Raw genomic sequence first — 20,267 nt, 5'->3', positions numbered from 1 at the left:
ATGCGGGAGATTGGAGCACGCGCCACGGGAATTCTCAGCTATTTCACCCGGCACAGTACTGCGGCCAATCTTCTTTTGGTGATTTTGCTGATTGCGGGCATTGCCGCGATGCCGCGTATGCGCGCGCAGTTTTTTCCCGATATTGTCGTCGACAATGTGCGAGTCAACGTGCAGTGGGAAGGCGCCGGAGCCGAAGATGTGGATGCGGCGATTGTGCAGGTTCTTGAGCCTGCTTTACTGGCGGTTGAGGGCGTTGAGAGCACGTCCTCGCGGTCTACCGAAGGCAATGCTCAACTTACCATGGAGTTTGAGCCCGGTTGGGATATGGCCCGCGCGACAGACGATGTTCAGGTGGCGGTGGATGCTGTCATAACCCTTCCGCAAGAGGCTGATGACCCTGTTGTGCGCCGTGGCGCATGGCGCGATCGCGTGACGGATGTGGTGCTGACTGGGCCTGTTAATGTGGATCAGCTGGCGCGCTATGCAGATGAATTTGTGGCGCGGCTGTATACGGAAGGGGTCACGCGGACCACCATTCGCGGACTGGTAGAGCGACAAATTATCATCGAAGCCTCATCCGTTGATTTGATATCACATGATGTTTCTATTGCGGAGATCGCGGATGTAGTGTCCCAAGAGGTCAATGCAGACCCCGCCGGCGACGTCACCGGGGCATTTGCAAGGGTGCGCACAGGAGTGGAGAAACGGGCACCTGACGAAATTGCGGACATTGTTTTGCGCTCAAATCCCGATGGCACAAAGTTGACTGTGGAGGATGTCGCCAACATTCGGCTTGAAGGCGTAGATCGCAATCGATCTTATTTTGTCGGTGAAGATCCGGCCATTTCTATCCGTGTGGATCGCTCCAACAGTGGGGACGCCATTGAGATCCAAAGGCAGGTGGAAGCGGTGGTCGCAGAGATGCAGGCCACCCTGCCACAAGGGGTGCGACTGGAGTTGATCCGTACGCGTGCAGAAGCGATTACAGGGCGGCTTAACCTTTTGGTGGACAATGGCCTGATGGGGCTCGCACTTGTGCTTGTGCTGCTGTTTTTATTTCTCAACGCGCGCACGGCTTTTTGGGTCGCAACCGGCATTCCAACGGCCATGTTCGCTGCCATTGCATTGATGTATGCAGCGGGCCTTACGATCAACATGATCTCGCTTTTTGGGCTGATTATTACGCTGGGGATTGTTGTTGATGATGCCATTGTGGTTGGTGAGCATGCAGACGCCCGCGCGCGACGCCTCTCCGAGACGCCCTATGTGGCTGCTGAGAATGCCGCGCAGCGGATGGCAATGCCGGTGTTTTCCTCGACGCTGACCACAGTCATTGCGTTCTTGGGGCTGACGGTTATCGGGGGGCGGTTTGGGGATCTGATCGCAGACATCCCCTTCACGGTCGTCGTCGTTTTGATTGCCTCTTTGGTGGAGTGTTTCCTTATCTTGCCTCACCACATGGCCCATGCCATCAAACATTCCGCCAAGGAGCATTGGTACGACCTGCCCAGCAAATATGTGAACCGCGGCTTTCGCTGGGTACGTGAGACTTTGTTTCGTCCTTTCATGCGTTTTGTCATCCTTGTCCGCTATCCAGTGTTGGCGCTGGCGGTGGTTGCTCTAGCCTCTCAGGCGGCCTTGTTTATCAATGGAGATGTGAAATGGCGTTTCTTTAATGCGCCTGAGCGTGGCTCCGTGACGGGCAATTTTGCTATGTTGCCGAGTGCCACGCGAGAAGACAGCCTCGCGATGATGCGTGAAATGCAGCGTGCGACGGAAGAGCTGGGGCAAGAATATGAAGAGCGCTATGGCACCAATCCCCTCGACTATGTGATTGCAGAGATCGGTGGCAACTCCGGTCGTGCCCTTCCTGGAGCAGAGTCTCTTGATCCTGACTTGTTGGGGGGCATCGCCATTGAGCTGATCGATGCGGATCTTCGGCCCTATTCCAGTTTTGCCTTTGTGGGAGAACTACAAGATCGCGTCGCGCGCCATCCGCTGGTGGAAACCGTCAGCTTCCGTGGCTGGCGCTCTGGTCCCGGTGGGGATGCGCTGGACGTGGAGTTCTATGGCGCAGATAGTGAAACGCTGAAGGCCGCCAGTGAGGCTTTGAAAACAGCACTTGAGGAGTTTGCGGAGGTTTCAGCAGTGGAGGACAATCTCAGCTATGACAAAGAAGAGCTGATTTTGGAACTTACGCCGCAAGGTCGCGCTTTGGGCTTTTCGATTGATGCGCTGGGCCGTGAGTTGCGTCATCGCCTGAACGGGCTTGAAGCGGCCACCTTTCCAGACGGCCCTCGCAGTGCAGAAATTCGAGTAGAGTTGCCAGAAGGTGAGCTGACAGCCGATTTTCTGGAAGGCAGTTTGATGCGCACGCCTCAGGGCACATATGTGCCTCTGGCGGATGTGGTGACCGTTGAGAGCCGCACAGGATTCAGCACGGTGCGACGTGAAAATGGCATACGCCTGATCAATGTAACAGGGGACATTTCCGAAGACGATCCTGCGCAGGCGGAGGCGATTCTGGAACAATTGCGTAATGAAATATTGCCTGAGATTGCGAGTGCCAAACAAGTTGAGTGGCGTCTCTCGGGACTTTCTGAGCAGGAGGGTGATTTCCTCAAGGACGCGCGCACGGGTTTGATCCTATGTCTGACTGGGATCTACCTTGTGCTGGCTTGGGTGTTTTCAAGCTGGACACGGCCTGTGGTGGTGATGGGGGTGATCCCCTTTGGCCTCGTGGGGACGATTTATGGGCACTACATGCACGCCGTGCCGCTCAGCATGTTCACTGTTGTGGGGTTGTTGGGCATGACGGGGATCATCATCAATGACAGCATTGTTTTGGTCACGACGATTGATGACTACGCTAAAGAGCGTGGCATTATTCCGTCAATTATTGACGGAGCGGCAGATCGTTTGCGCCCGGTGTTCTTAACCACTGCCACCACTGTGCTTGGCCTTGCGCCCCTGTTGTTTGAGCGCAGCGCGCAGGCTCAGTTCCTCAAGCCTACTGTGATTACTTTGGTCTATGGTCTTGGTTTTGGCATGGTGCTTGTGTTGATTGTGGTGCCCGCTCTGATGGCGATTCAGCGTGATGTGGCGCGTCAGGTTCAAGCCTTTGGGCGTGGGCGTCGTGCTAAACGGCTCAGAGCTCCAATCTGGTTTGCGGGAAGTGCCATGACTCTTTGGGCGGGGGCGACCGTTGGTTGGTTGGTCGTTCAGGGAAACACCATGCCTGCGCTCTCTGCATTCCTTCCGGCGTCAGCACGCGAAAGTGCACCGCTTGTGAGTCTCGCCTTGTTTGTTTTAGGGGCGATGATCATTGCCTGCGTGGCGTACAGTGTCAGTGCTGTAATAATAAGGCGGAAGACGCGCAGGAGCGCGATTTCAACCTGATGAGCATCCTTTGATATCGACAGCATCCCCAGAACTGAGCACCGTGAAGCGCAGGTCATTGCGGTTCACCATGAAGGAACTTTCGGAAACATGTAGCATTTCGGTTTCCGTCACCAAGGTGTTACCAGATCTTTGTGTCGTGCCCTCTGCAATCCAAATTTCTGGATTGGAGGTTTCAATGATGGTCACCTCATCCGCTCCGGCGCGTGGCATGGCAATATGTGCCTTAAGTTTGACGCCTTGGTCGGTGGGCGACAGGGTGCAGGTCACCGATTTGACACCAGCCTCGTCTGCTGAGAGCGGTTGATCGACCAATGCTGCAGCAATACGCGCATCACGCGTGCCCTCGTTTGGCAGCTCCGCTTTGACTTTCAGGCGTTGAGGAACGCAGATGTCGCGACATACACCGATATCAAGCTGTGCTTTCAGACGTATCGGCGCGTCTGCCGATTTTGGGGTGATCTCGATCGGTAAGACCAATTCCTCGGAATAGCCAATGGAACGCAATCCATTTTCCCAGAACACGTCGGGGATGGGCCAGGCGACTGTTGCGTTGGCCCAGTTACGGGATCCCTGCCACGATATTTGCGGAGGAATGCCCGCATCGCCGGGCGCGCGCCAATAGGTTTTCCAGTTCGGATTGAGTGTGATGCGCACAGCAGCTGTGTGGGTGCCATCTGCATTGCGCCATCCCGGAAGCACCTCCGCCTGAACCACCTGATCAAAGGACTGTGCTGACGCAGTAGAGAGCGTCAGCGCGCAGGTTGCCGCGGAAAGTGCGGTGGCGAGGAAAGTGGAGCGTATGGTCATAGGCATGACATGAGGGATGTGGCGTTAAAATCCAACTCACAAATGGGCGAGAACTGCGCGATCAATTGAAACAGATTGCTTACCTCTTGCGCATAGGCTGTATGCAGCACATGTTGGTGTGATGCAACAGCGCACGCGCGAGGAGGCCGTTTGGATAGCACCGAAGACAGCAGCCAAACTTTGGATTTAACAGGACAATTGCTGGTCGCTATGCCCGGTATGTCGGATCCGAGATTTGCCCATTCCGTGGTGTTTCTCTGTGCCCATTCCGATGAAGGGGCCATGGGACTGATCGTCAATAAAGCCATCGACGGGGTGAACCTTGCAGATCTGTTTGAACAGCTGTCCATTACGCCGAAGCATCGCGAGATCCGTTCCAAACTCTATTTTGGTGGCCCCGTTGAAACGGGGCGTGGGTTTGTTCTGCATTCCCCTGAGTATCAGTCTGGATTGAGCAACCTGCGCGTTGAAGACGATTTTGCCCTGACCACTACGCAGGATATCCTCGATGACATGGCGCAGGACCAAGGGCCGACAAAGTCGTTGACCTTACTGGGCTACAGCGGTTGGGGGCCTGGTCAACTGGAGCGGGAACTCGGCGAAAATGGTTGGTTGGTGGCACAAGCGACGCCGCAACTGATTTTTGAAACTGATACGGCGGACAAATGGGCCGAAGCCCTAAAGAGCATCGGTGTTGATCCTCTGACGCTTAGTGCGGCGGCAGGGCGGGCCTGAACGCCGTTAAAATCCGGCGCTTTTAACGCGGGAACGGATTGGCATTGCAAACTGCTTTATATGTCTCTCGGTGCCGCTGCGCGTTTGAGGCGGTCGTTGATCGCGCGCCCTAGGCCCGTATTCGGAATGGGGGACACGGCGATGGGACTGTCGCCTGCGGCATCCAGCGCGTGCAGGTGACCAAACAGGTTGGCTGCGGCTTCTACGAGATCGCCCGAGGCGCTGAGGTTCAGTGCTGCGTTTTTCACATCCCCAAAGCCCAGAAGGCGCTCCTCATTCCGTATCTCTGTGGCATTTAGACGAACCGCAGCGCCGGGTGCATAGTGAGACAACATTTGTCCCGGTGCTGTGAGCGGATCAGCATCCTGACGTGCTTCAAGTCCTTGCCCCAGAGCTTGTTCCAGCGCTTCTTGGGGGAGGCCGCCGGGGCGCAGCAGGGTGGGCTTGCCAAAGGCCCCTAAGATGGTGCTTTCGACGCCTACATCGCAGGAGCCGCCATCCAGAACGGCTTCAATGCGCCCAGAAAGGCCATTGATAACATGTGTGGCCTGCGTCGGGCTGATCTTCCCGGAAGGATTGGCGGATGGGGCTGCCACAGGACCATCAAAGGCTTTGAGCAGAGCGCGTGCCACGGGATTTGCGGGCACCCGGATTGCCAATGTGGGCAAATCGGCCGTGACGAGATGGGAGAGGCCGGAATCAGAGCGCAGTGGTAGGACCAAAGTGAGTGGCCCGGGCCAGAAGGTGCCGCTTAGCCGCTCTGCTAGATCATTCCAAACGACGTAGCGTTTTGTCGCAGAGACATCGGCAACATGGACGATGAGTGGATTGAATGTGGGGCGATTTTTCGCCTCAAAAATACGTGCAACGGCTTTATCCTGACGCGCATCTGCGCCAAGCCCATATACGGTTTCGGTGGGAAAAGACACCAATCCGCCTGCCTGAAGAATTTTTGCCGCCTGCGCGTAACCCCTTTGATCCGGGGAGAGGATTTCAGTATGCACGGGCTCGGCTCCTGTGACGCTGCGTTCTTCTATGATAGGGTGCTTGTGACCCTTACCGTAAGGCCAAATGCTGCATACAAGCGCCAGCACCCAATGCCAAGCCTGCCGGAGAAACAGATGCCCTTTCGCGCCCCAGTAACCGATTTCCAATTTCTCTTCGATCACGTCGTCGATTTTGCTCAGATCATCGAAACTGAACGTTTTGCAGATACGGACAATGACACCCGCGATGCCATCCTGCTGGAAGCTGGGAAAATGGTTGAAGAAGTCATGGCACCGCTGCAGCGCGTTGGCGACCTGCAGGGCGCTGTTCTTGAGAATGGTGTTGTGCGCACAACACCGGGATACAGCGACGCTTACAAACAGATCGCCGAAGGCGGCTGGATTTCAATGAGCGCCTTGCCGGAAAATGGCGGCATGGGCTTGCCCCATTCGGTGACGACCGCTGTGAATGAAATGATGGGGTCAGGCTGCCTGTCGCTGCAGCTCAATCCGCTGATGACACAAGGACAGATTGAAGCGCTTGAGCATCACGCCTCTGATGAGGTCAAGGAGATGTTCCTGTCCAAACTGGTCACCGGCGAGTGGTCTGGCACCATGAACCTAACGGAGCCGGCGGCAGGATCGGATGTGGGCGCGCTGCGTACCAAAGCGGAACGCAATGATGATGGCACATATTCCGTATCTGGTCAGAAGATCTACATCACTTGGGGCGACAATGATTTCACATCAAATGTGTCGCACCTCGTGCTGGCGCGCCTTCCTGACGGTGGCAACGGCACCAAAGGCATCAGCCTGTTCATCGTGCCAAAGTTCTTGCCGGATGAGAATGGTGATTACGTGGTGCCAAACACGCTCAAAGTGGTCAGCCTGGAACACAAGCTTGGCATTCATGGCTCGCCAACAGCTGTGATGCAATATGACGGTGCCAAGGGCTGGCTTGTGGGCAAAGAGCACGACGGCATGAAAGCCATGTTCACCATGATGAACAATGCCCGTCTTGGCGTTGGTGGTCAGGGTGTGGGCGTTGCCGAGGCTGCCTATCAACACGCGCTGGCCTATGCCATGGACCGCGTTCAGGGGCGGAGCCCGATCCAAGGCGGCACTGGTTCGATTATGGATCATGCGGATGTGCGCCGTATGCTGACCGGCATGAAGGCCGATATTTTTGCAGCGCGCGCCATTGAGATGGCCTGCGCTGTGGCGCTGGATATGGGCACGGCGACGAATTCCAAAGACTGGCACGCCCGCGCTGCCTTCCTGACGCCAATTGCCAAGGCCTTTGGCACGGATACCGGTATCAAAGTGGCCGAAGACGGTGTGCAGGTGCATGGCGGCATGGGCTTCATTGAAGAAACCGGTGCGGCGCAATTCTCCCGCGATGTGCGCATCACTGCTATCTATGAAGGCACTAACGGGATCCAGTCTATGGACCTTGTCGCGCGTAAGCTGATGGATGGTGGTGACGCGGCCTATGCGATCCTTGATGAGATCGAAGACTGCGCGGAAAAAGTGCGCGAAAGCATGGCAGATTTGGCCGAGCCGCTCTGGCAGGCGACAGAAACGCTGCGCGAAGCCACGGAATGGATGGTCGCGCAGGGTGATCTCAATGACCGCTTTGCTGGTGCGGTGCCGTTCTTGCGCGGTTTTGCACGTGTGCTGGGCGGGTATTATCACTTGCGTGCGGCGATTGCAGAGGGTGGCGAAGGCCCTCGCAGCAAGCTTGCCAAATTTTACATCAAGCGTCTGCTGCCGGAACATGCTGGCCTGCTGGCGCATGCCATGGAAGGCGCTGGAGACCTTTACGCGTTGAGCCCAGAAGAGTTGGGCGCCGCTTAATGAAAGACGGCACGGCAGGCATTCGTTATCCTTGGCAGACGCCCCCAGCAGAGGGGGAGGCGATTGAGGTCGCTTATGGTGTGCTGTGGATGCGCCTGCCGTTGCCTATGAAGCTGGACCACGTCAATATTTATGCGCTGGATGACGGCGACAGTTGGACGGTGATTGACACAGGTTTTGACAGCCGAAAGTCACGTGCGATCTGGCAGAAGCTTTTGGACGGCCCGCTTGCTGGCAAACCAGTTGGGCGGGTCATTGTCACGCATCATCATCCCGATCACGTGGGGCTTGCGGGGTGGTTCCAAACGGAACACGGCGCAAGCCTCTGGACCACCCGCACAGCTTGGCTTTTTGCCCGCATGCTGCAACTGGATGAGCAGGCTGTGCCGCGTCAGGAAACGCTGGATTTTTACCGTTCCTGTGGGATGGATGAGGCGATTTTCAAGCAACGGGCCAGTGAGCGGCCATTCAACTTCGCGGATATGGTTGCGCCAATGCCGTTGGGGTTCAAGCGCATCAAGCAAGGTGATGTGGTGCGCATTGGCGGACGTGACTGGGATGTGCATATCGGCAACGGCCATGCCCCAGAGCACGCAACATTCTGGAGCCGGGATGATCATCTTGTGCTTTCAGGTGATCAGATTTTGCCATCGATCAGTTCAAACATTGGCGTCTATGCCACAGAGCCCGAAGCGGATCCGGTGGCTGATTGGCTTGAAGCCTGTGAGCGGCTGTCACAATACGCACGGGATGATCAATTGATCTTGGGCGGGCATAAGCTTCCTTTTACAGGTGCGCCGTTGCGCATGCGTCAGTTGATCGACAACCATCATGGCGCCCTTGAACGGCTCAAGGCTTTTCTCGATCAGCCCAAGACTGCCGGGGAGTGTTTCCCGCCATTGTTCAAGCGGACGATTGACGAAGGTGCCTATGGACTTGCCTTGGTAGAGGCTCTTGCACATCTCAATCATCTCTACCAAGTTGGCGAGGTAAGCCGCACAATGCGCGAGGATGGCGCGTTCCTGTGGCAGCGAATAACCTGAACTGGCGCGACCTTATGACCAACGACATCAAAACAACCGCTGAGGCCATAGAGGCCGCGGCGCTGCCCCACCGTGAAGAAATCCATGCGGACCCGGACGTGAAGGCGGTGGATGTGCCAGAGCAAATGGCACAACAACCCGTTACTCAGAAGAGTGATGCGCAGTGGGCCTATGAACGTCTGATTCTCTATATCCAGAACTTTGAAAAGCAGCTCGACAGTGAGCATGAGGTTGCGATGGGCTTTACTGGAGGGGATGCAGGTGTCTTGCGGATTGAGGGCATGGGGTATTTTGATCCGGATATCGTAACGTTTTATGGCTCCGATACCAGCGGCATCAAAACGCAACTGGTTCAGCATGTGAGCCAGCTCAACGTCATGTTCCGGGCGTTGCCCAAACAGGGTGATGCCGAAGTTGAGCCAAACCGGATCGGCTTTCGCCTAGCTGAAGCGCTGAAGAAGTAATCATGTCTTGAGACGCAAGGTGTTTTCTATTTCAGCAGCGGCTTTGGGTCGCGATTGAGACAGGGTGACAGGCTCTGATGAATCAGCTATCAGGCAAAAAGCAAACAGGAAGGAAGTACCCATGGCGGAGCATAAGCACGGTTCGATGAATATCGAAGCTCAGGAAAAAGCCTTTGCAGGTTTCATCAAAGCCTCCAGCTACGTTGCAGGCGCAGCGATTGCCGTTTTGATTTTCCTCGCGCTTTTCAACAGCTAAGCGCTTGAGGGCGGGGGCTTCCCGCAAGGTGTATCTGTGATGAAGAACCTGATACGGGGCAGTTTCGTTTTGGCGATGTCCCTTTCTGTCGCGGCCTGTTCGGTCCGCAACCCGGTTGAAACCAATGCACCAGACAGCGAAGTGGCAGCGGCCCGTTATGTGCATGACGGGCCCAAGCGGCTTACGCTCTATACTATGATTTCCAATGAGACGGGCGCAGGTGCGCATACGTCGCTCATGATCAACGCCAGCGAACGTGTGGCTTATGATCCGGCGGGTTCCTTCCGGACGGAGGGCATCACCGCGAAGAATGACGTGGTATACGGCATGACCCCCTATCTTGTGGACCAATACACGCGCTTTCACGCACGTGAGACCTATCATGTGGTGGTTCAGTCGATTGATGTGAGCCCGCAGGTGGCCGAGATTGCCCTGCGTGAGGCACAAAGCCTTGGCCCGGTGCTTGAGGCGCAATGTGCCCTGACGACATCGCAGTTGATGTCGCAGCTGCCTGGTTTTGAAGATGCGCCGCGCTCTTATTCACCAAAAAAACTGAGCGCTTATTTTGCCGACAAAGGTGCGAGTTATGATCGTCTGTTTGAGTATGACGATGATGACAAGTCCAAAGTTTTGGCGGCTTTTGTGCCAGAGTATGAGCGCGCTGCGCAGAACTAAGGCAGAGACTTGTGCTCTAAGTGAATTTTTGATGATCCCAACTGTTCTTGTGGGGTGCTTGCCGTTATGCCGACCAGAGCTATGCCAGCAGGTACAGCATTAAAAACAAGGTTCCTGCACCGGCAAAAATTGCCGCTAAAACGTTTTTAGTGAGATAGCCCACAACCAAAGTCACGGCAGCGGCAGACATGCGCGCGGGGTCTGGCTGACCTCCTGTGGCGGCAGGCCAGATCACGAGAGGGGCTACAAGGCCGGGCAGGACAGCCACGGCGGTATAGCGGAGGTGGCGTAAAATCCATTCTGGCATTTGACGGTCGCCAATCACGCCGAGGAAAATATAGCGCAGTCCGAAGCTGCCAATCCCCAGGCTGACGATGATCAGCCATATGGTTGCGGTCTCACTCATTGGGCTGCCCTCGCCATTTCAACGCGACGCTCGACTTCCGCGCCAGTCACCATACCTGCGATTGCAGCCACGATCAGACCAAGATTCCACGGCAGGAACGCAAAGATCAGAGCCATTGAAACTGAAACCGCTGCGGCCAATACGTGCGCCTGCGTGCGCAACATGGGGCCAATCATTGCCAGAAATGTGATGGGCACAGCGAAATCCAGTGCAAGGGCAGGAGGGATCGCTTGGCCTACCATGGCGCCCGCCACGGTCGCTGTGTACCAAAGGGGGACAACGGGTGTGATGGCGCCCATGAAGTAAGAGAACTTCTGCGCCAAACTCATTTCTGGGCGCTTTTCATATTCTAGAATTGAGAGCGCATAACTCTGATCTACGAGGCAATAGGCGACAAATGCGCGCCGCAGGAAAGGCAGTGCCCCAAGGTGAGGTGTGAGCGAAGCGGAGTACATTGCCATGCGCAGATTAACCGTCAGGGCGGAGATTATGATGACCAGAGTGGGCACATTTTCAGCCATTAGCTGCAACGCGGTAAACTGTGCCGCCCCTGCAATCACCACTACCGAAAAGGATAGAACCTGAAGCAGCGGCAATCCCGCTTCAGTTGCGACAACGCCAAACAGTAGCGCAAAGGGCACCACAACCAAGACAAACGGCAGTCCGCCCCGGACGCCGCGCAGATATTCCGTTCTGTCGTAGTAAGATGCCATGAAATCTCAAAGCCTCGCATGCAACGCGACAGACCTATCCAAACCAGTGAGGTGATGCAATCCAGCCAGCGTAGTTTCGCAGTGGTCAATCATTTCAAACCCGACTAGTTTCGCTTCTGACATGGGCATCAGGTGCGCGCCTGAGACTGGGGAGGAAGCGCTATGACACAATCGTTTGATATTGCGGACTACATCATTGCGCCCAATCCGGGAGCATCGCGATTGACGCGCTCTGTTGTGGGTACCGACCAGCGCGGACAAGAGGTGGAGATTTCCGTCGTCGAAGAGCGGCCTTTGACCATCTATCTCAATAGCCGTGAAATCGTGACAGCGATGACAATCGGGGATTATCCGGCCTACCTCGCTCTTGGGTTTCTGCTCAATCAAGGCATGTTGAAGGCCGACGATGTTGTGACGCGCGTTGACTATGACGAGGAACTGGAAGTGGTTGTCGTGCGCACTGAGACAGAGACCAACCACGAAGAAAAGCTGAAGAAAAAAACGCGCACATCAGGCTGTGCCGTGGGCACTGTATTTGGCGATATGATGGAAGGTCTGGATAGCGTGACCTTGCCTGAGACGCAGGTGCGCACCAGCGATCTTTATGCGCTGGCACATAAAATCAATCGCACACCATCACTCTATTTAGAGGCGGGAGCCATTCATGGAACGGTTTTGTGCCAAGGCGACCGCCCCTTGGTCTACATGGAAGATGTTGGGCGGCATAACGCAGTTGATAAAATTGCGGGATGGATGTTTCAGGAAGGTGTCAGCCCTGATGACAAGGTTATGTACACAACCGGGCGACTGACATCGGAGATGGTGATCAAATGCGCGTTGATGGGCATTCCCGTGCTTGCGTCGCGCTCGGGGTTTACGGCCTGGGGCGTAGAGATTGCCCGGCAAGTCGGCTTAACGCTTATTGGGCGTATGCGCGGGCAGCGCTTTGTGTGTTTGAACGGCGAAGAGCGTCTTTTGCGAGACGCTGATCCGTCACAGGTGCCCGAAGAGGATCGCAAGCATGGGCGCAAAGGGGAAGCGAAGCTTTGAAACAGCCATTGGGAGTAATATTGGCAGGTGGACTGGCCACGCGAATGGGCGGAGGTGACAAAGGCCGTCTGGAGTTGTCCGGTCAATCTATTCTGGATCATGTGCTGGCGCGCTTTCAGCCGCAGGTGGCCACTGTTGCTTTGAATGCCAATGGCGATCCAGCAAGGTTTGCAGATCTTGGTCTGCCTGTGATTGCGGATAGTGTGGAGGGATATGCTGGTCCGTTGGCAGGGGTGTTGGCCGGGCTGGACTGGGCCGCTACACAGGGAGCAGACACGATCGTAACCGCCGCAGCTGATACACCTTTTTTCCCATGTGATCTTGTGCCACAACTGCTTTTGGCGGCCGAAGATCGGCGCTATCCGCTGGCATTGTCCGCAAGCCAAGGAGCGGATGGGAAGGTATGGCGCCAGCCGACTTTTGGTCTTTGGCCTGTTGCGTTGCGGCATGATTTGCGGGCCGCGCTGGATGACGGTTTGCGGAAGGTTGTGCTGTGGACCGACAAGCATGAGGCGGGGCAAGCTGTATTCCCCGTTTCGGATATTGATCCGTTTTTCAATGTGAACACTCCGGAGGAGTTGCAGACAGCCCGCCGGTTGGCAGGAGAACAGACGCGATGAAACAGGTCTATGGTGTCGTTGGTTGGAAAAACTCGGGCAAGACGGGACTGATGGAGCGTTTGGTGACAGAGATCACAGAGCGCGGATATTCGGTTTCCACGATAAAACATGCACACCACAGTTTTGACGTGGACCAGCCCGGAAAAGACAGTCACCGACACCGTGTGGCGGGGGCGCAGGAGGTGCTCTTGGCGAGTGGTGCCCGTTGGGCTTTGATGCATGAGCTGCGCGCGCAGGATGAACCGTCCCTCTCATTTTTGCTTGAAAAATTGGAACCCGTGGATCTCATTCTTGTGGAAGGGTACAAGCGGGACACGCACCGCAAAGTAGAGGCGCATCGGCAAGAGACAGGCAATCCTCTGATTGCGCCGCATGATGATACAATCCGCGCGATTGCTTCTGATGTTAAAGTGCAGAGTGATCGTCCTGTCTTGCATTTGGATGACACCAAAGCGATTGCGGATTTTATTCTGTCGGATTTGGGCCTGTGAGCCGATTGGGAGCCCCCTATGAGTGAGCCAGCCAAGCTTGTCCCGCCTCCCTTGAAAAATGACTGCTTTGCGCTTCCTGCTGACACGCATTGGACGCCCGTTGATGAGGCGCATGCTTTGTTAAAAGAGCGTTTGTCGGTGTGTGTCGGGGCCGAACCTGTGCCGCTTGCAAAGGCTTTGGGGCGTGTTTTGGCCCAAGATTTGAGTGCCGCGCGGGCGCATCCGCCACAGCCGAATTCCGCAGTGGATGGTTATGGACTTGCACATGCCGCTGTGACGGAAGGGCCGCAAAGCTTCCCGCTTGTAAGTGGGCGATCTGCGGCTGGGGCGCCTTTTGAGGGTCATGTGCCAGCAGGGCAGGCCATACGGATATTGACCGGCGCGACTGTGCCTGCTGGCGTCGATACGGTGATCTTGCAAGAAGATGTGGCCACTGACGGAAAAAGTATCGCGTTTCACGGCCCACTTAAACGTGGCGCGAACACACGTAAAGCTGGTGAAGATGTGCAGCAGGGGGATGTGATCCTAAGCAAGGGTCGAAAACTGACACCTGCGGATCTCGCGTTGGCGGCGGCTACTGGTGTGTCGGAGATGCAGGTTTTTAAGCCTTTGCGGGTTGGGGTAATTTCGACTGGGGACGAGCTGGCCGAGGCAGGTGCCGTTGCGCGTGTGGATCAAATATACGACGCAAATCGCCCGATGCTTTTGGGATTGGTCGCACAGTTTGGATATGAACCGCTGGATTTGGGACGTGCACCAGACGACCGCGCAACGCTGAAGGCGTTTCTAGATGAGGCTGCAGCGCGCGCTGACGTGATTTTGACCTCTGGCGGGGCCTCTGCGGGCGACGAGGATCACATGTCTGCCTTGTTGCAGGAGACAGGATCCATGACGCTGTGGCGTCTGGCGATCAAACCTGGGCGGCCTTTGGCGCTTGGTGTCTGGAAGGGCGCTCCGGTTTTTGGCTTGCCGGGCAATCCCGTGGCTGCATTAGTGTGTTCTCTGATCTTTGCACAGCCTGCGATGCGGGTTTTGGCCGGGCGTGACTGGAAGCTGCCTCAGTCTTTTAAAGTGCCTGCTGCATTTTCCAAATCCAAGAAAGCTGGTCGGCGTGAGTTTTTGCGTGCGCGCATAGGGGAGCGGGGCGTGGAGGTCTTTGGCTCGGAAGGCTCAGGGCGCATCAGTGGGTTGAGCTGGGCTGAGGGTTTGGTCGCCCTTCCAGATGAGGCTCTTGAGATCTCAGAGGGTGATCTGGTGGAGTATTACCCTTACAGCGCCTTTTCGGTGTAGGCCCAAAGAAAAAGGCGCCAGAGGGGCGCCTTTTATTTCCACGATGCTCTGCTTGCTTATCAGTCGAAAATCCCCGCAACACGGCCCAACAGCATGAATGCGCGCGCCGTGCGTGTCTCTGAGAGGGCCGCGATGTCGGCATCTGAGGCCGTTTCTTCAAACTCCACAAAACTGCGATCAAACCGGCGCATGAAGTGATGGGCCGCATCTCTAAAAATCGGATCCTGCTTCATCCGCCCCGCCGCGAGGGCCAGTGAACTGCGGTCACGCACACCGCCGAGGGCTGCAATGGCTTTACCACGCTCGCCAGCGGCGAAGCGGCGCCAGATCTCAGGACGGGCAAGATCTGGGCGCAGGTCATCCATATAGATGCCGTCCTGACTGAGCAGGGTAAGCACATCTTGGCTGGCTTGAATCAAATGTGCGGCTTGACGGTCGCGCAGCGCTTTGCGCAAAGCTGCGAAACCTGCACTGTCATCGGCATCTTCAGGGAAGTTAAGAGCCTGAATGAAATCAGCGCGGGACAACGGCGGAGACAGCTCTTCTGCCGGCGTGCCCAGAGCAAGGGTGCCTTGATCAGCCGCGTCCTCGACTTCGGGCTCCGTTTCCAGAGGCTTGCGGATGCCATCGTCGCGATCACGACTGGTGGTGAATGTGGCCAGTGCGGTTTCCGTTTTTCGAGTGGCTGCCGCGATTTCATCCAGCTTTTTTGCCACCGAAGGTTCCATGTTCTGCGGGCTTTGTTCGCCGCGTGCTTGGCTCACGTATGTGCGGCGCATGGCGTCGATGGCAGCCTGAAGACGGGCGCTTTCTTCGCGCATCACGCGTGAGGAGCGCGCGGCCGTGGCGGCGACCCAGATCATAGCCACAGGCATGAATATGGCCAAAAGTGTCATCAGAAACTGAAGACTGTCGGCCTGCCGAAGCGGGTTTCTGGGGAGAATCAGGAAAAAAACCACAGCGCCAAGGAGCCATACAAAGCTGAGACCCACGGCAATCAATTCAATGCCGGTGATCTTGGGGCTTTCGGGTTTGTCGTAGATTCCCAGCGGGGTGTGCTGGGAATCCGTGTCATCTTTCATGCGAGAGCGCATTTATACCACTTGGTCACTTGTAAGAAATACTGAGAACTTCGTAGCTTTTTTCGCCGCCCGGCGTGCGTACTTCTACGCTGTCGCCTTCCTCTTTGCCGATCAGCGCACGTGCAATAGGCGACTTAATGTTCAGAAGGCCTTTTTCGACATTGGCTTCATGCTCGCCAACGATTTGCCAGGTTTTTTCTTCGTCAGTGTCTTCATCCACTAATGTGACAGTCGCGCCAAATTTGATGGCACCTGACAAGGTGGTGGGATCAATGACTTCGGCCAGGCCGATGACACCTTCGAGTTCTTTGATGCGGCCTTCGATGAAGCCCTGTTTTTCACGCGCAGAGTGATATTCTGCGTTTTCTTTCAGGTCGCCCAACTCGCGCGCAGAGGCAATGGCCTCAATGATCGCGGGGCGTTCCACCACTTTCAGTTGCTTCAATTCCGCTTCGAGCGCCGAATGGCCGGCGCGGGTCATTGGTATTTTTTCCATGGGTGCGGTCCCGTTGGTCATTGGCCATCTCAGACGTGAGGTGGCGTGTCAATTTCACATGTTGCAGTGCAGAGTGCCCTGAGCTCTCCTTCAAAAGCAAGAGGGACTTCTAATGCAAGGAGAAATATGCCGCTTTGCCGCAAAAACGCTCTAATGAGGCGAAATGTCGTTGGGTTCTGATTGACCTAATCATTATTGTCGCGCTAGCAGGAGCGAAAGAATATTACCCAGCGATCCGAAAGGGGAAGCCAATGTCGGAAATCGAACGCGAAGCCATGGAGTATGACGTTGTCATCGTTGGTGCAGGACCCGCGGGCCTGTCGGCCGCGATCCGTCTGAAACAATTGGATGCCGACCTTGATGTCGTGGTGCTTGAGAAAGGCTCTGAAGTGGGGGCGCACATCCTCTCTGGTGCCGTTTTGGATCCTTGCGGTTTGGATGCGCTGATTCCCGATTGGAAGGAAAAAGGTGCCCCGCTGAACACGCCGGTGAAAGAAGATAACTTCTATATGCTTGGCGCAGCGGGTGAAGTGCGTATTCCGAACTTCCCGATGCCTCCACTGATGAACAACCATGGCAACTACATCGTTTCTATGGGCAACGTGTGCCGCTGGATGGCCGAGCAAGCTGAAGAACTGGGGGTCGAGATCTTCCCAGGCATGGCATGTTCAGAACTGGTTTACGGTGACAACGGCGAAGTCAAAGGTGTTGTGGCGGGTGTCTTTGGCCTTGAGGCGGATGGATCTTATGGCCCGGGAACAGAGCCGGGTATGGAGCTGCACGGGAAATACGTCTTCCTGTCAGAAGGTGTGCGTGGTTCGCTCGCCAAAGAGGTGATCGCAAAGTACAATCTTCAGGACGGCAAAGAGCCTCAGAAGTTTGGTGTAGGCATGAAAGAGATCTGGGAGATCGACCCTGCCAAGCACAATGAAGGTGAGGTGACACACACCATGGGCTGGCCTCTGGGCAGCAATGCGGGTGGCGGTTCCTTCATCTATCATCTCGAAAACAATCAGGTCTATGTCGGTTTCGTGGTTCACTTGAACTACAAAAATCCACATCTGTTCCCATACATGGAATTCCAACGCTTCAAGCACCACCCTAAAGTGGCCGCGCTTCTGGAAGGTGGTAAGCGCGTGGCATATGGTGCGCGTGCGATCTCTGAGGGCGGTTATCAGTCCATGCCTAAAATGGTGGCCCCTGGCGTGGCGCTGTTGGGCTGTTCTGTTGGCATGGTCAACGTGCCGCGGATCAAGGGCAACCACAATGCTATGCTGTCTGGCAAAGCGGCCGCTGAAGCCGCATATGAGGCCATCAAGGCAGAGCGCTCCGGTGATGAACTGAGCGACTATGAAGTTGAGGTGCGCAGCGGTGCAATCGGCCAAGACCTCAAGAAAGTGCGCAATGTGAAGCCGATCTGGTCCAAATGGGGCCTGACCGCATCTCTGATGCTGGGTGGTCTTGATATGTGGACCAACACCTTGGGATTCTCGCTTTTCGGCACCGTAAAGCACGGGAAGAACGATGCGGAGGCGACGGAAGAGGCGAGCAAGCACAAGCCGATCGACTATCCTAAGCCAGATGGAAAGCTGTCATTTGATCGCCTGACCAATGTGAGCTTCTCCATGACAAACCATGAAGAAAGCCAGCCGTGCCATCTGCGTCTGTCTGATGACAGTGTACCGGTCTCCGTGAACCTGCCTAAGTTTGCGGAACCTGCGCAGCGCTATTGCCCTGCAGGTGTGTATGAAGTGGTTCAGGAAGAGGGCAGCGATCCACGGTTTGTGGTGAACTTCCAGAACTGCGTGCATTGCAAAACATGCGATATCAAAGATCCAAGCCAGAACATCACCTGGGTCACGCCTCAGGGTGGGGATGGACCAAACTATCCTAACATGTGATTGGGGTGCGTAGGGCAGCTCCTGCGGTCGTGAAATTTCAGGCACCGGGCGGCATACGCTGTCCGGTGCCTTTATTTTGTGGCGCCGCGTAATGACCATTTTCCGCAGAATTGGAGGTCACTGAAAGCGGTCGCGCGAAAACTTGATGAGAATTGCTGGCGAGATTTGTCTGTGCCCATTGCGTACGCACCGGAGCATCACTAGTTTTGATGTCAGAAAAACGTAGGGAGTTTCACGTGGCCTCAAAGCTCATCAGATCCGTTGCTTTATCCGCTGTCATGGCGGCGATGTCCCTCCCGGCCTATGCAGAAGGGCTTGCAGGGTCTTATCTGGCGGCACGGCACGCGGTGTATGGATCGGATTATGCCGAGGCAGCGCGCTATTTTAGCAAGGCTTTGACAAAAGATCCCAGCAATCCGGCTCTGCAAGAGAATGCGGTTTTGGCCTATTTGTCTTTGGGGCAACTGGATCGGGCGCTGCCGATTGCGCGTAAGATGGTCGCCGATGGCCACAGCAGCCAGATCGCTGAGATGGCACTGACAACCGGATTGGTGGAAGACGGCAATTATGCGGAGTTGATTGATCGCATTGAAACCGCCGGAATTGGGCCACTTGTGGATGGTTTGATCAAAGCCTGGGCCGAAGTCGGTCGAGGGGCCATGTCTGAAGCGTTGCAAGCTTTTGACGAAGTTGCGAAGGAGCCGGGGCTTGGAGGCTTCGCCGCCTACCATAAGGCAGCAGCGCTGGCCTCTGTTGGGGATTTCGAGGGCGCTTATGCCATCTTTGAGTCCGGCGACATGAATGGGCTTCAGCAAACCAGACGCGGTGTGATTAGCGAAGTGGAAGTGCTCTCGCAGCTTGATCGCAATACGGATGCCATTGCACGCATCGATGAAGCTTTTGGGTCCGATCTGGATCCAGCTTTGCGCGATATCCGTGATGCGCTCAGCGACGGAGACATTCTGCCTTACACCCATGTGAGAAGCGCCAAAGATGGCATCGCTGAGGTCTACTTCTCTATTGCAAATGCGCTGCGCAATGAAGCGAACGCGGACTACACGCTACTTTATGTACGTATGGCGGAGTTTTTGCGTCCAGATCACACCGTGGCGCTTTTGTTGACGGCTGAGCTGCTGGAGACGCTTGGACGCTATGAACTGGCGTCTCAGACCTATCAGCGGGTTCAGGAGGATGATCCATCCTTCCACGCCGCGGAGATGGGGCGCGCCGAAGCCCTGCGTGAAGCGGGCAAAACCGAAGCCGCTCTTGAGGTGTTGGAATCCCTGAGCCGCAGCCATGGAGCTGTGCCCTATGTCCATACCGCGCTTGGCGATTTGCGCCGGCAGGAACGCAATTTTGAAGGTGCAATAGAGGCTTATGACACCGCCATTGGACTTTATGATACGCTGGAGCGGCGTCAATGGTTCTTGTTCTATGCGCGCGGAATTTGCCATGAGCGAATGGGGAATTGGGAGGAGGCCGAAGCGGATTTTCGCAAGGCACTAGAGCTTAATCCTGAGCAACCGCAAGTGCTGAACTACCTAGGCTATTCTCTGGTTGAGAAACAGATCAAGCTGGATGAGGCGCTCGGTATGATCGAACGTGCCGTCGCAGCGCGGCCAGATAGCGGTTATATCGTCGACAGCCTTGGCTGGGTGCTTTTCCGCTTGGGGCGTTTTGATGAGGCTGTGGAGCATATGGAGCGTGCCAGCGAGCTGATGCCTGTTGACCCTGTTGTGACGGATCATCTTGGGGATGTCTATTGGGCGGTCGGGCGTAAGCTGGAGGCGCAGTTTCAGTGGCGTCGCGCTTTGAGCTTTGTGGATGCTGACACCGAAGAAGAGGCGAAGCCTGATCGTATTCGGCGCAAGCTTGAAGTGGGGCTGGATGTGGTTCTGGAGGAAGAGGGCGCGGAGCCTTTGACCGTTGCCAGTGACGAGTAACCATGCATGTTTCAGCAGCTAAGCTTCGGCGGATGGTCATCAGTTGAAGA

The 20,267-nt window shown here is 55.8% G+C and carries 19 protein-coding genes; 13 read left to right on the top strand and 6 right to left on the bottom strand.

The genetic code is table 11. From position 1 onward, the window contains the following. Positions 1-3,399 carry an efflux RND transporter permease subunit gene (locus tag J7382_RS12735; RefSeq protein ID WP_209069379.1) on the top strand — a complete coding sequence of 1,133 codons (3,399 nt, stop codon included), beginning with the start codon at positions 1-3 and terminating at the stop codon, positions 3,397-3,399. Here J7382_RS12735 and J7382_RS12730 read toward each other — a convergent pair. Beyond that, complete coding sequence (locus J7382_RS12730; protein ID WP_247744988.1) at positions 3,391-4,209, bottom strand: protein-disulfide reductase DsbD domain-containing protein; 819 nt, start codon at positions 4,207-4,209, stop codon at positions 3,391-3,393. The genes J7382_RS12735 and J7382_RS12730 overlap by 9 nt on opposite strands. A gap of 150 nt (positions 4,210-4,359) precedes the next feature. Between J7382_RS12730 and J7382_RS12725 the strand changes: the two genes are divergently transcribed. After that, positions 4,360-4,944, top strand: a complete 585-nt coding sequence (locus J7382_RS12725; protein ID WP_280638122.1) for a YqgE/AlgH family protein — start codon at positions 4,360-4,362, stop codon at positions 4,942-4,944. A gap of 56 nt (positions 4,945-5,000) precedes the next feature. Here the strand turns inward: J7382_RS12725 and J7382_RS12720 are convergent, their stop codons facing one another. Further along, on the bottom strand, positions 5,001-5,948 hold the full coding sequence (locus J7382_RS12720; protein ID WP_209069378.1) for an L-threonylcarbamoyladenylate synthase: 948 nt from the start codon (positions 5,946-5,948) through the stop codon (positions 5,001-5,003). Positions 5,949-6,065: 117 nt separating this feature from the next. Between J7382_RS12720 and J7382_RS12715 the strand changes: the two genes are divergently transcribed. The 5 genes from J7382_RS12715 (at position 6,066) to J7382_RS12695 (ending at position 10,225) form a co-directional block, all read left to right on the top strand. Then, positions 6,066-7,787, top strand: coding sequence for an acyl-CoA dehydrogenase (locus tag J7382_RS12715; protein WP_209069377.1), 1,722 nt, complete (start codon positions 6,066-6,068; stop codon positions 7,785-7,787). Continuing rightward, positions 7,787-8,830, top strand: a complete 1,044-nt coding sequence (locus J7382_RS12710) for an MBL fold metallo-hydrolase (protein ID WP_209069376.1) — start codon at positions 7,787-7,789, stop codon at positions 8,828-8,830. Before J7382_RS12715 ends, J7382_RS12710 begins: the two co-directional genes overlap by 1 nt. Before the next feature lie 14 nt (positions 8,831-8,844). Then, positions 8,845-9,294, top strand: coding sequence for a DUF6173 family protein (locus J7382_RS12705; protein WP_058241385.1), 450 nt, complete (start codon positions 8,845-8,847; stop codon positions 9,292-9,294). Between the two features lie 121 nt (positions 9,295-9,415). Then, positions 9,416-9,550 (top strand): aa3-type cytochrome c oxidase subunit IV, encoded by a 135-nt coding sequence (locus tag J7382_RS12700; protein WP_058241386.1) that lies wholly within the window; start codon positions 9,416-9,418, stop codon positions 9,548-9,550. Positions 9,551-9,589: 39 nt separating this feature from the next. Continuing rightward, positions 9,590-10,225 carry a hypothetical protein gene (locus J7382_RS12695; RefSeq protein WP_209069375.1) on the top strand — a complete coding sequence of 212 codons (636 nt, stop codon included), beginning with the start codon at positions 9,590-9,592 and terminating at the stop codon, positions 10,223-10,225. Between the two features lie 79 nt (positions 10,226-10,304). On the opposite strand, the gene J7382_RS12690 is transcribed toward J7382_RS12695, so the two are convergent. Further along, positions 10,305-10,631, bottom strand: coding sequence for an AzlD domain-containing protein (locus J7382_RS12690; protein ID WP_058241387.1), 327 nt, complete (start codon positions 10,629-10,631; stop codon positions 10,305-10,307). Further along, positions 10,628-11,344, bottom strand: a complete 717-nt coding sequence (locus tag J7382_RS12685; protein WP_209069374.1) for an AzlC family ABC transporter permease — start codon at positions 11,342-11,344, stop codon at positions 10,628-10,630. The genes J7382_RS12690 and J7382_RS12685 overlap by 4 nt, the downstream gene beginning before the upstream one ends. A 162-nt stretch (positions 11,345-11,506) precedes the next feature. On the opposite strand from J7382_RS12685, the gene fdhD reads away from it, so the two are divergent. Genes fdhD through glp form a run of 4 tightly spaced genes read left to right on the top strand, consistent with a single transcriptional unit; the run spans position 11,507 to position 14,795 of the window. After that, complete coding sequence (gene fdhD / locus J7382_RS12680) at positions 11,507-12,394, top strand: formate dehydrogenase accessory sulfurtransferase FdhD (RefSeq protein WP_209069373.1); 888 nt, start codon at positions 11,507-11,509, stop codon at positions 12,392-12,394. Further along, positions 12,391-13,014, top strand: a complete 624-nt coding sequence (gene mobA, locus J7382_RS12675; RefSeq protein ID WP_209069372.1) for a molybdenum cofactor guanylyltransferase MobA — start codon at positions 12,391-12,393, stop codon at positions 13,012-13,014. The genes fdhD and mobA overlap by 4 nt, the downstream gene beginning before the upstream one ends. Beyond that, positions 13,011-13,505 carry a molybdopterin-guanine dinucleotide biosynthesis protein B gene (gene mobB, locus J7382_RS12670; RefSeq protein WP_209069371.1) on the top strand — a complete coding sequence of 165 codons (495 nt, stop codon included), beginning with the start codon at positions 13,011-13,013 and terminating at the stop codon, positions 13,503-13,505. Before mobA ends, mobB begins: the two co-directional genes overlap by 4 nt. 18 nt (positions 13,506-13,523) lie before the next feature. After that, on the top strand, positions 13,524-14,795 hold the full coding sequence (gene glp, locus J7382_RS12665) for a gephyrin-like molybdotransferase Glp (RefSeq protein ID WP_209069370.1): 1,272 nt from the start codon (positions 13,524-13,526) through the stop codon (positions 14,793-14,795). Positions 14,796-14,854: 59 nt separating this feature from the next. Here glp and J7382_RS12660 read toward each other — a convergent pair whose 3' ends face one another. Both J7382_RS12660 and greA read right to left on the bottom strand, forming a co-directional pair. After that, positions 14,855-15,877: a hypothetical protein gene (locus J7382_RS12660; RefSeq protein ID WP_209069369.1), complete on the bottom strand. Its 1,023-nt coding sequence runs from the start codon at positions 15,875-15,877 to the stop codon at positions 14,855-14,857. A gap of 25 nt (positions 15,878-15,902) precedes the next feature. Further along, positions 15,903-16,373: a transcription elongation factor GreA gene (gene greA / locus J7382_RS12655; protein ID WP_058241567.1), complete on the bottom strand. Its 471-nt coding sequence runs from the start codon at positions 16,371-16,373 to the stop codon at positions 15,903-15,905. Between the two features lie 251 nt (positions 16,374-16,624). Here greA and J7382_RS12650 point away from each other — a divergent pair, with 251 nt between their 5' ends. Both J7382_RS12650 and J7382_RS12645 read left to right on the top strand, forming a co-directional pair. Further along, complete coding sequence (locus tag J7382_RS12650) at positions 16,625-18,274, top strand: electron transfer flavoprotein-ubiquinone oxidoreductase (protein ID WP_209069368.1); 1,650 nt, start codon at positions 16,625-16,627, stop codon at positions 18,272-18,274. 236 nt (positions 18,275-18,510) lie between these two features. Beyond that, a complete protein-coding gene (locus J7382_RS12645; protein WP_348540027.1) occupies positions 18,511-20,217 on the top strand; it encodes a tetratricopeptide repeat protein in 1,707 nt (568 codons plus the stop codon). The last annotated feature ends 50 nt before the right edge of the window (positions 20,218-20,267 follow it).

Source organism: Shimia sp. R11_0 (assembly GCF_017744035.1).
In the GTDB taxonomy this organism is placed as follows: Bacteria; Pseudomonadota; Alphaproteobacteria; order Rhodobacterales; family Rhodobacteraceae; genus Shimia; species Shimia marina.
Note: the sequence above shows the minus strand (reverse complement) of the source record. Positions and strands in the feature narration are given on the sequence as shown.